This is a genomic window from Pseudothauera rhizosphaerae (assembly GCF_004801305.1).
GTDB lineage: Bacteria > Pseudomonadota > Gammaproteobacteria > Burkholderiales > Rhodocyclaceae > Pseudothauera > Pseudothauera rhizosphaerae.
The window spans coordinates 262031-275084 of record NZ_SSOD01000001.1 but is presented as its reverse complement, the minus strand read 5'-3'; the positions used below and the strand labels follow the sequence as shown (position 1 = coordinate 275084).

Annotated in this window: 12 protein-coding genes; 2 read left to right on the top strand and 10 right to left on the bottom strand. The window is 67.5% G+C overall.

The genetic code is table 11. The annotated features are described in order from the left end of the window. The first annotated feature begins 156 nt into the window (after positions 1-156). Complete coding sequence (locus tag E6O51_RS01305; protein ID WP_408003391.1) at positions 157-414, top strand: hypothetical protein; 258 nt, start codon at positions 157-159, stop codon at positions 412-414. A gap of 274 nt (positions 415-688) precedes the next feature. Here E6O51_RS01305 and E6O51_RS01300 read toward each other — a convergent pair whose 3' ends face one another. The 10 genes from E6O51_RS01300 to E6O51_RS01260 all read right to left on the bottom strand — a co-directional run bounded on the left by E6O51_RS01300 (position 689) and on the right by E6O51_RS01260 (position 11755). After that, positions 689-1720 (bottom strand): RelA/SpoT domain-containing protein, encoded by a 1032-nt coding sequence (locus E6O51_RS01300; protein WP_136383159.1) that lies wholly within the window; start codon positions 1718-1720, stop codon positions 689-691. A 131-nt stretch (positions 1721-1851) separates the two neighbouring features. Continuing rightward, positions 1852-2016 (bottom strand): hypothetical protein, encoded by a 165-nt coding sequence (locus E6O51_RS21730; RefSeq protein ID WP_168735146.1) that lies wholly within the window; start codon positions 2014-2016, stop codon positions 1852-1854. Between the two features lie 309 nt (positions 2017-2325). Next, on the bottom strand, positions 2326-3342 hold the full coding sequence (locus tag E6O51_RS01295; RefSeq protein WP_136383158.1) for an SDH family Clp fold serine proteinase: 1017 nt from the start codon (positions 3340-3342) through the stop codon (positions 2326-2328). A gap of 201 nt (positions 3343-3543) precedes the next feature. Continuing rightward, positions 3544-4071 carry an L-2-amino-thiazoline-4-carboxylic acid hydrolase gene (locus E6O51_RS01290; protein WP_136383157.1) on the bottom strand — a complete coding sequence of 176 codons (528 nt, stop codon included), beginning with the start codon at positions 4069-4071 and terminating at the stop codon, positions 3544-3546. After that, positions 4068-5285: a M20 aminoacylase family protein gene (locus E6O51_RS01285; RefSeq protein WP_136383156.1), complete on the bottom strand. Its 1218-nt coding sequence runs from the start codon at positions 5283-5285 to the stop codon at positions 4068-4070. The genes E6O51_RS01290 and E6O51_RS01285 overlap by 4 nt, the downstream gene beginning before the upstream one ends. Positions 5286-5343: 58 nt before the next feature. Further along, on the bottom strand, positions 5344-6645 hold the full coding sequence (locus E6O51_RS01280) for an NAD(P)/FAD-dependent oxidoreductase (RefSeq protein WP_136383155.1): 1302 nt from the start codon (positions 6643-6645) through the stop codon (positions 5344-5346). Between the two features lie 25 nt (positions 6646-6670). After that, the gene (locus E6O51_RS01275; RefSeq protein WP_136383154.1) at positions 6671-8326 is read right to left on the bottom strand and encodes an ABC transporter ATP-binding protein; all 1656 of its coding nucleotides are present in this window, start codon (positions 8324-8326) and stop codon (positions 6671-6673) included. Beyond that, positions 8323-9153, bottom strand: a complete 831-nt coding sequence (locus E6O51_RS01270; protein WP_136383153.1) for an ABC transporter permease — start codon at positions 9151-9153, stop codon at positions 8323-8325. The genes E6O51_RS01275 and E6O51_RS01270 overlap by 4 nt, the downstream gene beginning before the upstream one ends. A gap of 3 nt (positions 9154-9156) precedes the next feature. Beyond that, positions 9157-10134 carry an ABC transporter permease gene (locus tag E6O51_RS01265; RefSeq protein ID WP_136383152.1) on the bottom strand — a complete coding sequence of 326 codons (978 nt, stop codon included), beginning with the start codon at positions 10132-10134 and terminating at the stop codon, positions 9157-9159. Between the two features lie 10 nt (positions 10135-10144). Continuing rightward, positions 10145-11755: an ABC transporter substrate-binding protein gene (locus E6O51_RS01260; protein ID WP_136383151.1), complete on the bottom strand. Its 1611-nt coding sequence runs from the start codon at positions 11753-11755 to the stop codon at positions 10145-10147. A 387-nt stretch (positions 11756-12142) separates the two neighbouring features. Between E6O51_RS01260 and E6O51_RS01255 the strand changes: the two genes are divergently transcribed. After that, the gene (locus E6O51_RS01255; RefSeq protein ID WP_168735145.1) at positions 12143-13036 is read left to right on the top strand and encodes a DUF1932 domain-containing protein; all 894 of its coding nucleotides are present in this window, start codon (positions 12143-12145) and stop codon (positions 13034-13036) included. Positions 13037-13054 lie beyond the last annotated feature (18 nt).

Here is a 13054-nt window from a genome sequence, read left to right as displayed (position 1 = left end):
ACCCCTTTTGTCCCCTGATCCTGTCCGCGCTGCGGCTTTTATGCGCCCGATTCGGGCTGTCCATGCACGCGGTCATCGCCGCACTGAGCCCCGCTCCAGTCGATCACCGACCTGCCTGCGGCTGACAACGGAATTGTTCAGGGCGGACTATTGAGGATGCGGCTGACCCATGGCGCCCGGGCCGTGTTGCGGGCTGCGGTGCTGGCCCGCAACGCGAGTCGGCCGCTGGATCGCTTGCGCGCCTGGGTCACCGGGGTGCAGCAACGCACCAACCACAACAAAGCCGCCTGCGCGCTGGCGAACAAACTCGCCCGTATCTGCTACGCCGTGCTGCGTGACCACGCGCCCTATGGCAACCCCCAACCTCGTCCGAACAGGAAACTCGAACGTACCGCCTTCGCCATCGCAGCCTGATCGGCTCACCGTTCCTTCCTCACCCTTGCGTCGAGACTGATCGCTCATCATGGCAAACCGGGCCACACCCATACGAAACGACGCCGATAACTCTTCCGGCTCTCCAGCAGCCGCTTGTAACGATTGGCGCTTCGCGGGCAGATTCCATGTCGGCACGGGTCATGCAGAACCCACACCAGATGCCGGATATACGACTGCAGGTGATTCACCCCGGAAAGTCAAAACCACGATCAGACTTGATTTACGGGGGAGTCCATATATGAATTGTTAGACGTCATTTGATGGCCTGCTCAAGCGCTGCAAGGAAGGCTCGTGTGTCCAAAAAGTAGTTTGGATAAGCTTTCTTCAGAGCCGCGATTGAGTCGACAGATACGAGTACCGCCTCTGCACCCGCAGCCTCGTCGAGTGATTTTTCAACTGTGAGATAGTCTTTGGCAGCTCTGTCAAGATCGGCGCGTCGATAGCTGCGGATCGTAACGGTGTCGGCCTGCGGATCTAGGGCCATCAAGAAGTATTGACCATCAACAGTGGTCGTCTCTTCTAGTGCCTTTAGCGTATCTCCATAAGCTTGCAGACGCCTCCTAACATCAAGAGATGTTGAGAGCTTTCTCAGCTCCGCCTTTACCTCGCTTGGGGTTGTCGATGTCCCTGGAACGGTTGTGGACTTTTCTCTAAGAGCAATGGCGGAGCTCATGACAACAAAAAATCTAAGCCACTCGTCATGCCCTTGGCTCGACTTTAGAGACTGCTTCAAGAAGGTTCCAACTGTTTCCACCGCTGTAGCCCAGGCATGCTGCAGGATAGAGCGCATCTGTATCTCAATTAACAGCCCGTTGTAACTGTCACTGCGGTCACTGAAGTATCTGTAAATCAGATGGATGCCTCTGTAGCCAGAGGCCTTCGGTGCCGATATGTAGTCATCCGTTCTCAGAGCCTTATGTTTAATTGAAGACTTACGGTACGACTGCTCCAGTTCTCTGACATGAGCAATATTTTTTAGGACAGCGCGACATCCCCCAATGTCCTGCATTTGAGATACTTTCATCGTTGGGAAGCGCGAGAGCTTCAGTTCAATAGAGCTCAATCGCTTGATGCGCTGGGCAACCAATACCTGGTCATCTATCCGCCTGGCTTTAGTCCGCAAACTGACTTGAAAGGTATTGAGCGGGAAGCTGTGGGAAGCGCGCCAATTGTTAATAATTGTTAATGCGTTTTGAAGATCAGCCTCATAAACGCCCTCGGTAGTGAGCAATTTTCCGGCTCGATCAACTTCACTCTTGCTATGCTCTGGAACTGTCCAAGTCATGGTCTTTCCTGATGACGTTTAACGTGGAAGTATGCCGACGGCAAAAGCGTAGCTTTTGACGGTCGGCTTGACTGCAGGGTTAGGCTGATGGCTGCCCATAGAGGAAAGGTGCCAGCACAACGGCAAAGTGCTCATGAGTACTTGAACATAAGGTAAATGAGACCGGCGATAGTCACAATAAGGAGAAAACCGATGATTGCTCGGAGGATACGCACCCAACGATGTCTCTTCGCGGCCTTCTCGGCTTCGACATCAATTGCGGCTGCAACCGCAAACTCAACAACGTCGTCGATCATTTGGATAGCCTAACGTTTAACATCCACCATTCCGTTGGAGATGCCCCGCATCCGCTCCGTGTGAGGGGCGCCGTGCCTTGCAGGAGTCTAATATTGATTTCACAGGTTTCATCTAGCCGTGTGTCGCGCTGCATGACGCCTATCACGTTTACATCCGCCATTCCGTTGGGGATGCCCTGCACCCGCTCGGCGTGCGGCGCACCGTGCCTCGCAGGAGTCTCAGACCTGTCAAAGGGATCAGAATCATTTGCCCTGTAGTAGGCCAAGGGATTATGCCTAAGTCCTGCATGGTCCGTCATTCAAGCATACTCACGCCACATGCATGATCGTCCGCCGCAGTCGGCCGCGGACGTTTTCGATGCGGCGCCAACTGCTGTCGTCGTTCATGGTGATCCAGCGCCGTTCCTCGCTGCGGTAGAACCAGTCCTTGTCGTGCTGGTAGAAGACCTGCAGGTCCTTGCATTCGAGGATGTTCAGGATTTCGTTGCCGTGGGCGCGGAATTCGTCGAAGTCCGTGGTCGCCTTCTGCCCCATTTCGCTGTATAGGCCGTTGAGTTCGATGAGCTGGGTGTTGACCTCGGGGGCGAGGGGGACGGCGTTCAGGCCGATATTGCGGGCTTCGTTGAGCAGGATCGGGTAGCTGTGGGACGGGTATTTGGAGTTCAGCGTGGCGGCGATTTCGTGGGCGCGGGCTTCGTCGCTGATGTGGTAGGCGAGCAGTTCGCGGCACAGCATCACGGACAGGGATTCCGCCCGGTCCACGGCGCCGATCACCAGGGGATGCACGTACTCGAAAAGGCTCTTGTAGGGGTTGTCGGTGGCGTCGTGCTGCTCGTTGCGCCAGCGGCGGATCACCCGGTTCAGTTCGTCCAGACTCACGCTGACCCGGTCGTTGTCCCGGTCCAGCGGCGACAGGGCGTGGTTCAGCGAGGTGTCCACGGCGGTGAGATAGGCCGTCGGCCCCATGCGGATTTCGTCGGCGCCCAGGGTGATCATGGTGGCGGCGGAGGCGCATTCCAGGGGCACCAGGGCCACCAGCCGGCGGCAGTGCTGGCGCAGCAGGTTGACGAAGCGCAGGGCCACCTGGCCGCTGCCGCCGTCGGACTTGATGAAGAGGAAGACCGTGTCGTGGTGGCCGATCCGTTCGAGCACTTCGTAGAGGGCGACCACGTCGTCCGGGCACACGGAGCCGCGGGGATTGTTCCAGTAGGTGACGACCGGCCCGCCCAGCCGGGCGCTGAGTCTTTCGAGAACGGCCTGGGTCCGGGCGAAGAGGATGGGGGGCTGCTTGACCTTGCGGGGCGGGGGGGTGGGTTGGTTGTCCATGGGCTGTCGGGCTGTCGGGTGTGGGCAGTCATGGGGGCGCACGGGGCGGCCATGACCGATGGAGGCAGGACGCACGATACCCCATCCGGACCGCATGAATCCATACGCGTGGCATGGGTGCGGAACGTTTGCTGGCCCGAGGCGAGGGCGCTGCTACCAGCACGGGGCGGGCAGCCTTCCGCTGCGGGTTGGGGGGCTTTCTCAACTTTCCTTGTCCGCCCCGTCCCGATATCGGAAGTCGCAGTGCGTCGCCCCTTCCATGATGGTCTGCGTGCGGCCGAAGCGGATGTCCGGCGCGTAGCCGGCGATGAAGACGCTGTCGCGGTTGCAGGAGAGCAGGTGGCCGATCTTGCTCAGGCCCAGTTCGCGGTACATCTCGGCGTAGCGGCAGCGGGTGACGTTGAAGTCGTAGCGCTGGCCGTCGTTGGCGATCACGTCCACTTCCAGGGCGTTGTCGCGGGTCCACATGGGGAACAGGGCGACGAAGCTCTTCAGCGTGGCGCCGTCCGGTTCGCGGGCGGCGAGTTCGCGGGCGGTGCGGACGGCGGCGTTGGACACGGCTTCGTCGATGATGCGGGCGGCCCGGTCTTCGCCAAGTTCGCGCACCAGCACGTCGTAGATGGGCTTGATGATCTCCGCTTCGATCCGGCGCCGGGTGAGGATGCCGAGTTCGGCGGGAATGGGGACGGAGGAGGCGGCAGGCGCGGCGGGGTCGGTCTTGGCGGTCATGGCTGGGCTTCGGAAACTTCCGCGGGCTGGGTTTGGGACGTGGGGGTGCCGAAGGGCAGGGCGTGGCGCACGACCTGTACCCAGTAGCTGGCACCCACGCCCAGCACTTCGTCGTTGAAGTCGTAGCCCGGGTTGTGGAGCACGCAGCCGAGCTGGCCGATGCCGGCGCCGAGCCAGATGTAGGCGCCGGGGCGGGCCTGCTGCAGGAAGGCGAAGTCTTCCGCGCCCATGGAGGGGACGGGGTCCAGTTCGACCCTTTCGGCACCGACCAGCGCGGTGGCGGCGGCGATGGCGATGCGGGTGGGGGCGTCGGCGTTGATGGTGGGCGGGTAGCGCCGTTCGTAGCGCAGGTCCGCCTCGATGCCGAAGGTGGCGGCCACGCCGTGGGTGATCTCGCGGATGCGCTGTTCGGCGAGATTCTGCACGGCGGGCGAGAAGCTGCGCACGGTGCCGCGCAGCACGGCCTGCTGGGGCAGCACGTTCCAGGTGTCGCCGCCGTGGAGCTGGGTGACGCTGACCACCAAGGCGTCCAGCGGGTTGATGTTGCGGCTGGCGATGCTCTGCAGGGCGACGATGAGGTGGCCCGCGGCCAGCAGCGCGTCGCGGCCCAGGTGGGGCATGCCGGCGTGGGCGCCGCGCCCGTTCAGGGTGATCTCGAAGATGTCGTAGGCGGCCATCTGCGGGCCGTGGCGGATGGCGAAATGCCCTTCCGGCAGGCCGGGCCAGTTGTGCAGGCCGTACACCGACTCGATGGGGAAGCGCTCGAACAGCCCTTCCTCCACCAGCACGCGGCCGCCGCCTTCGTTCTCCTCGGCGGGCTGGAAGATCACCGCCACGGTGCCGGCGAAATCGCGCGTTTCGGCCAGGTGGCGGGCCGCGCCGAGCAGCATGGCGCTGTGGCCGTCGTGGCCGCAGGCGTGCATCTTGCCGGGGTGGCGGGAGCGGTGGGGGAAGTCGTTGGCCTCGTGCACGTCGAGGGCGTCCATGTCGGCGCGCAGGCCGATCCAGGGGCCGGGCTCGCGGCCCTGGATGATGCCGACCACGCCGGTTTTCGCCAGCCCGGTGTGCACCTCGATGCCGAAGGATTGCAGCAGTTCGGCGATGAAGGCGGCGGTGTCGACTTCCTCGAAGGCGGTTTCCGGGTGGGCGTGCAGGTGGTGGCGCCAGCCGCGCATGGTCTCGTGCAAGGTGGCGATTTCGGCGAGGACGCTCATGGGTGGGGCTCCCGACAGGTCGTTGCGGGGAAGGGCGGTGGGGCGGGCTTCATTGCTTTCAGACCTTGACTTCACGGAGGTCGCGCCAGCGGTAGCGCAGCAGTTCCAGGCCGGCGATGCGCTCGATGAGCCCGTGCAGGGGCAGCGGGCGCAGCGCGGTGGCAGGGATGTCCAGGTCGTCCACCGGATGGCCCTGGGCGGCCTGGGCGAGCACGCGCCCGGCGGCGACCGCAAGGGCCACGCCGCGGCCGTTGTAGCCGGTGAGGGTGATGAGGCCGGGCGCGAGCTGGTGCAGGTGGGGGAGGAAGTCGGCGGTCATCGCCACCTTGCCGTCCCAGGCGTAGTCGAAGCGCGTGTCGGCGGCCAGCGCCGGGAACATGCGCCGCAGGCGCTGCAGCACGTGCCCCGGCAAGCGCCGTCGCCAGGCCTGGCCGAACACCAGCGCGCCGCCACTGACGAGGCGGCCGTCCACGGTGGGGCGGGCGAAGTAGAGGTCCGCATGGGTGTCGGACAGGGCGTGCCCGCCCGGCAGCGCGGCGGTGCGCACGTCCTCGGGCAGGGGCGCGGTGGCGAGCTGGAAGAAGCGCACCGGCACGATGGAGCGCCGCAGGCGCGGCAGCAGGCGGTCGGCGTAGGCGTCGGTGGCGACGACCACGCTGCCGGCGCGCACCGCGCCTTGGGGCGTGTCGATGCGCCAACCCTCGTCCGTGGGGACCAGCGCCTGGGCGGGCGAGCGGGTGTGGATGCGCGCGCCGGCGTCGATGGCCGCGCGGGCCAGGCCGCGCACCAGCTTGAGCGGATTGACGTGGCCGCCGCTCTTGGCGAGCCAGGCGCCGTGGTAGAGGGGCGAGCCGGTGAGTTCGGCCGTGCGGCTGCGGTCCAGGTGGGCCACGTCCGCGCCCAGGGCGGCCCACTGCTCGTAGCGCTCGCGCACCTGCCAGGCGCGGCCGGGGGAATGGGCGGGCTGCAGCCAGCCGTTCTGCACCGCGTCGGCGGCGATGCCGTGGCGGCGGGTGAGTTCGAAGGTGTCGCGGGCGGCGTTCGCCACCAGGCGGGCGAAGCGCTCGCCGCGCTCGGGGCCGAAGCGGGCGCGCAGGTCGGCGGGGTAGGCGCGGCTCAGGGCCGGGATGACCATGCCGTTGTTGCGCCCGGCGCCGCCGTGGCCGATCTCGAAAGCCTCCAGCACCACCGCGCGGCGCCCCGCTTCGGCCAGGTGCAGGGCGGTGGAGAGCCCCGCGTAGCCGGCGCCGATGATGGCCACGTCGGCGTCGACGGGGCCGTCCAGCGCGGCGGTGGCCGGCGGCGGGGCGGCGGTGGCTTCCCACAGGGTCTGCGTACGTTCGGTGCCGGCGGCGGTCATCGTGGTCTCCGGTGGCGTGGTGGGTTCAGGCGGCGGCGAGAGCGTCGTCGGCCCCGGTGGTCGGCGGCGTCCAGTGGCGGCCGGGCACGGCATCCAGCAGGCTGCGCGTGTAGGGGTGGGTGGGCGCGCCGAAGACCTGGGCGGCGCTGCCGTACTCGACCACGCTGCCGTTCTTCATCACCGCGATGCGGTCGCAGATCTGTGCGGCCACGCGCAGGTCGTGGGTGATGAAGAGGAGCGACAGACCGAGGCGCTCGCGCAGGCTGGCGAGGAGATCCAGCACCTGGGCCTGCACCGAGACGTCCAGGGCGGACACCGGTTCGTCGGCCACCAGCACGCTGGGCTCCAGCGCCAGGGCGCGGGCCAGGCCGATGCGCTGGCGCTGGCCGCCGGAGAACTCGTGCGGGTAACGGCGGACGGCCTCCGGGTCCAGCCCCACCAGTTCGAACAACTGGCGCGCGCGGGCGAGCGCCTCGCGGCGCGGCACGCCGTGGGCGACCGGCCCCTGGGCGACCAGATCGCCCACCCGCCGGCGTGGGTTCAGCGATCCGTACGGATCCTGGAACACCATCTGCACATGGCGGCTGTGGGCACGCACGGCGCGATGGGACAGGGTGGCCAGGTCCAGCTCGCCGAAGCGGATGCTGCCGGCGTCCGGGTCCAGCAGGCGGACGATGCAGCGCGCCAGCGTGGACTTGCCCGAGCCGCTTTCCCCCACGATGCCCAGCGTGCCGCCCTTGGGCAGGGTGAGGCTGGCCTCGCGTACGGCGTGGGTAACGCGCTTGTGGCGCTTGAACAGGCCGCCGCTGCGGTAGGTCTTGGAGACCTTGTCGAGGGTCAGCACCGCCTCGCCCGCCACCGGGCGTTCCGGTGGCGGGGTGAGGGCCGGCACCGCGGCGATCAGGGCCCGGGTGTAGGGATGGCGCGGGGCGTTGAGGACGTCGGCCGCGGCGCCTTGCTCCACCAGCACGCCGTGCTGCATGACCGCGACCCGGTCGGCGATCTCGGCCACCACGCCGAAGTCGTGGGTGATGAACAGCACTGCGGTGCCGCGGCGTTCCTGCAGTTCGCGGATCAGGCGCAGGATTTGCGCCTGGGTGGTGACGTCCAGCGCAGTGGTGGGCTCGTCGGCGATCAGCACCGCCGGTTCCAGCGCCAGCGCCATGGCGATCATCGCCCGCTGGCGCTGGCCGCCGGACAGTTCGTGGGGATAGGCCCGCGCGGCGGCGGCGGGATCGGGGATGTGCACGTCGTCGAGCAGGGCCAGCACGCGCTTCGAAATCTCGCGCGAGGTCAGCGCGGTGTGGATGCGGAAGGGCTCGCCCACCTGGTCGGCTATGGTGCGCAGCGGGTTGAGCGCGGTCATCGGCTCCTGGAAGATCATGCCGATGCGCGCGCCGCGGATGCGGCGCAGTTCGTGCTGGCCGAGTTCGAGCAGGTTGCGGCTGTCGCCGGCCGCGCCCGTGGTCAACTCGATGCGCCCCTGGGTGGCGCGCACGCGCTCGGGCAGCAGCCCCATGACGGCGCCGGCGGTCATGGACTTGCCGGAGCCGCTCTCGCCCACCACGCAGAGGATTTCGTTGGCGCCCAGGTCGAGGGACACGTCCCGCAGGGCGTAGGGGCGGTCCGCGCCGGGCGGCAGGGCAACGCTGAGGTTGCGGATGGACAGCACCGGGTTCATCGGTTCTTCAGCTTGGGGTTGAGGGCGTCGTTGAGTCCCTGGCCGACCAGGGACACGGCGAGCACGGTGAGCAGGATGGCGAAGCCGGGGATGGCCGACACGTACCACTGGTCGCGCAGCACCGCGCGCCCGCCGCCGATGAGGTTGCCCCAGGAGGGCACGTTGGGGTCCGACAGGTTCAGGAAGGCCAGCGCGCTTTCCAGCAGGATGGCCACGGCCATGATCACGCTGGCATAGACGATGACCGGCGGCAGGGCATTGGGCAGGATCTCGCCGAAGATCAGCCGCGCGTCGCCCAGCCCCAGGGTGCGGCCGGCCTGGACGAATTCCCGGTTGCGCAGGGTGAGGAACTCGGCCCGCGTCAGGCGTGCGGCAGGCGGCCAGGACACCACGCCGATGGCGACCACGATGGTCTCCATGTTCGAGCCGAACACCGCCACCAGCACCAGCAGGAGCAGGAAGTTGGGCAGGATCTGGAAGGCTTCGGTGACGCGCATCAGCAGGTCGTCGATGACGCCGCCGTAGTAGCCGGCCAGCGCGCCGATCAGCACGCCGATGAGGATGGCGATGACGGTGGCGACGAAGCCGATCACCAGGGACACGCGCGCACCGTGGAAAATCTGCGCGGCGATGTCGCGCCCGGTGTGGTCGGTGCCGAGCCAGAAGCGGGGGTTGGAGAACGGCCATTGCAGCGGGCGGCCGGCGAGCCCCAGCGGGTTGTCGGGAAACAGCAGCCCGGCGGTGGCGGCGAGCGCGAGCACTGCCGCGAGCAGGACGAGGCCGAAGGCGGCGGCGGGGTTGCGCAGGTAGGCCTGGAGGAATTGCATGGTTCAGTGCGTGGCGTTGATGCGCGGGTCGAGACGCGCGTACAGCAGGTCCACGATGAAGTTGATGGCGATGACCAGCAGCGCGGAGATGAACACCACCCCGAGCAGGGTGTTGAGGTCGCGCTGCATGACCGATTCATAGGCCAGGCGCCCCAGGCCGGGGAGTGCGAACACGCATTCCACCACCACCGAACCGCCCAGCATGGTGCCGGTCTGCAGGCCGATCAGCGTGACCATGGGCAGCAGCGCGTTGCGCAGCACGTGGCGGGTGACCACGCGGCTCTCCGGCAGGCCCTTGGCGCGGGCGGTGCGCACGAAATCCAGCGTGGACACCTCCAGCATGGAGGCGCGCATGATGCGCAGGTAGATGGCGAGGAAGATCAGCGCCAGAGTGACCACCGGCAGGGTGAGGTGCCAGGCGATGTCGGCGATGTGGGCCCAGCCCGCGAGGCCGCTGGCGATAGTGCCGTAGCCCCCCGCGGGCAGCCAGCCCAGGTACACCGCGAACACGAAGATGCCCATGAGGCCGAACCAGAACGAGGGCGTGGCGTAGAACACCAGGCCCAGGGTGGAGATCAGCGTGTCCGGCCAGCGGTTGACGCGCAGCGCGGCGACGATGCCCAGCACCATGCCGAAGCCGAAGGCCAGCGCGAGCGCCGAGCCCATCAGCAGCAGGGTGGGCGGGATGCGCTCCACGATGACGTCGATGACCGGCTTGCCGTAGATGGCCGATTCGCCCAGGTCCAGGTGCACCAGGCGCCACAGGTAGTCGAGCAGGCGGGAGGACGCGGAGCGGTCCAGCGCGTAGTGGCGGCGCAGTTCCTCGATCACCGTGGCGTCGGCGCCGCCGATCTGGGCGACCAGCGCATCCACGGTGTCGCCGGGGGCGAGCTGCAGCAGCAGGAACAGGCCGGCCAGGATGATCAGCAGGGCCGGCAGGGCGGCGGCCAGCCGCCGCCCCGCGAGGGTCAGGAAGCGCATCGTTCCCGGATCAGGCGGACAGCCAGGTGTCGTGCCAGCTGCTGGAGGGCCAGCGCGCCACGTTGTGGCTGTTCTGCACCTTCTTGCTGACCACGGAGTAGAAGTCGCGCTCGGTGGCGAACCAGATCGGGAACTGCTCGTTCACCTCGCGCACCAGCTCGGCGTAGAGGGCGCGGCGCTTGGCCGGATCGACCTCGGAGGCCGCGTCGTCGATGAGCTTGTCCACCTTGTCCGACTGCCAGCCGTACTGGTTGGTCCACGGCGCGCCGGCCGGGCTGCCGGAGCGCAGCCACACGGTGGTGGACACCGCCGGGTCGCCCCGGTACTGGTGCCAGCCGGTGGCGATGTCGAAGTCGTGCGTCTTGTACACGGCGGCCAGCGACGCGGCGTAGTCGAAGTTGGTGATCTCCACCTTGATACCGATCTGCGCCAGGGACTGCTGGATGAAGGTGGCGAAGAGCGGCACGTCCTCGCCGTTGTTGATGGGCACCAGCTTCAGCGCGAAGCGTTCGCCGCGGGCGTTGCGCTTGTAGCCGGCCTCGTCCAGCAGGGCCTCGGCGCGGGCCTTGTCGTAGGCGTAGGGCACCTTGCTGTCGGCCGGGTAGAAGCTCTTGGACACAGAGGGGATCAGCCCGGTGGCCGGGCGGCCCTGGCCGTAGAGGAAGTTCTCGATGAAGAAGGGCACGTTGATGGCGTGGGCGAGCGCGCGGCGCACGCGCACGTCGGCGATCTCCTTGCGGCGGAAGTTGAATTCCAGCGTGTTGTTGAACTGGTTGGCTTCCGAGCCCTTGGGGGTGACGACGAAGTCCGGGTTCTTGCCCAGGCGGTCGATGTCCGACAGGGCGAGCTGGGAGTAGGCGCTCAACTGCACCTGGCCGGATTCCAGCGCCGCCGTGGCGGCGGTCTTGTCGGTGATGAAGCGCCACACGATGCGGTCCAGGTGGGGCTCGCCCTTGCGCCAGTAGTCCGGGTTGCGCTCCACGATGATGTACTGGCCGCGCTCGTACTGCACGAAGCGGTAGGGGCCGGTGCCGATGGGCGCGTTGTTGGCCGGGTTCTCCAGCACGTTGGTGCCCTCGAAGACATGGCGCGGCACCACGTAGCCCAGGTCGGCCAGCGCGCGCAGCAGCAGGTCGAGGGGAATGGGCCGCGAATAGCGGAACACCGCGGTGTGCGCGTCCGGCGTGTCCACCGCCTGCAGGTTGAGCTGCAGGGCGGTGGAGAAGTTGAGGTGCTTCTTCCACAGCTCCAGCGCGTTGTACTGCACGTCGGCCGAGGTGAAGGGCTTGCCGTCATGCCACTTCACGCCTTCCCGCAGCTTGAAGGTGATGGTCTTGCCGTCCTTGGACGACTCCCAGGCGGTGGCGAGCTGCGGCACGACGCGGCCCGCGTCGTCCAGGTCCACCAGGGATTCGATGATCTTGCTGGTGACGATGTACACGCCGGTGGAGGCGCGCAAAGAGGGGTTGAGGATGCGCTGCTCGGAGGCGACGTGCACGTTCAGCACGCCGCCCTTGCGCGGCTGGCCGGCGGCGGCGTGGGCCCAGGCCAGCGGCGGGAACAGCGCGGAGGTGGCCAGCGCGCCGGAGGACAGCAGCAGTTCGCGACGGGTGAGTTTCATGGGTTCTTGCTCCGGGGGAGGAATCGACCGGGCCGAGTCTAGGTCCGCCCCGCGCGGCGGCGGAACTGAGGAAAAGTGCAGTCCATATACAAATAAGCGCATCGCTGCTTTCGCCCGGATGCACCCGGACGGGCGACCCGGCCGCAAGGCGCCGGGGTGCCGGGCGCTCTGCCTTGCCCGGCGGTCCTGGTTCGGGCGGTACGGCCCGGTACGACGGGCTAATGATTTTTTTATGTATCCAAAGCAGAAAAAATTAGAGAAAAGCGCCGTAGAAAAGTACAAAAAAAAGCCAATAATGCCGCCCGTGTCTCATCGCCGGGCGGCCCGCGGGCCGCGGCGGCGGATGGGCGAGTGTGGATGGCGACACAGGGAGCACAAGGGAGCGGCATGGCAGCGAATCCGTCCATCGGTTTCATCGGTTTCGGCGAACTGGGCGAATGCCTGGCGGTCGGGCTGCGGGGCGCGGGCGTGGCGCAGCTGCTGGCGCTGGACCTGCTGGAGTCGCCCGTGAAGCGCGGCTGGGTGCTGGACCGCGTGGCGCGCACCGGGGTGGAGTTGCTCCCGGAACCGGCCGGACTGGTCCGCTGCGACGTGGTGCTCGCCTGCGTGCCGCCGGGCGCGGCGCTCGACGCGGCGCACCGCTGCGCGCCCTGGCTGAGGCCGGATGCGCCCTACGTGGACCTGGCCTCCGTGGACGGCGACACCAAGCGTGCGCTGGCGGGCGTGGTCGGCGGGGCGGGCCGCCTCTTTGCCGGCGGGGCGGTGACCGGCGTGCCGGCGGAATCCCTGCACCGGGTACCGATGCTGGTGTCCGGGCCGGGCGCGGAGCGGGCGATCGCGCTCCTCGCGCCGCTGGGCATGCGGCTCGACCCCTGCGGCGCCGATCCCGGCGCGGCGGCGGCGATCAAGATCCTGCGCAGCCTGCTCGCCAAGGGGCTGGAGGCCCTGTACGTGGAAGCCCTGGGCGCCGCGCGGCGCGAGGGGCTGGCGGAACGGGTGCTGGACAGCTTCTGCGCCTTTCTCGATGCCCGTCCGGCACGGGAGACGGCACGCCTGCTGGTGTGCTCCCACGTGGTGCACGCGGCCCGGCGCGCCGACGAGATGAATCTGTGCGCCGCCGCGCTGGAACGCGCCGGCCGCTCGCCGGTGCTGGCGCGGGCGGTGGCCGCCGTGATGGAACGCAGCGCCGCGGGCGGCGTGCGGGAGCGGCTTGGGGCGCGTCCGCCCGCGACGCTGGAAGAGGCGCTGGAAGTGCTGGCCGCGGCCGGGGCCGCGCCGTGAAGGCCGAATGAATCGAAT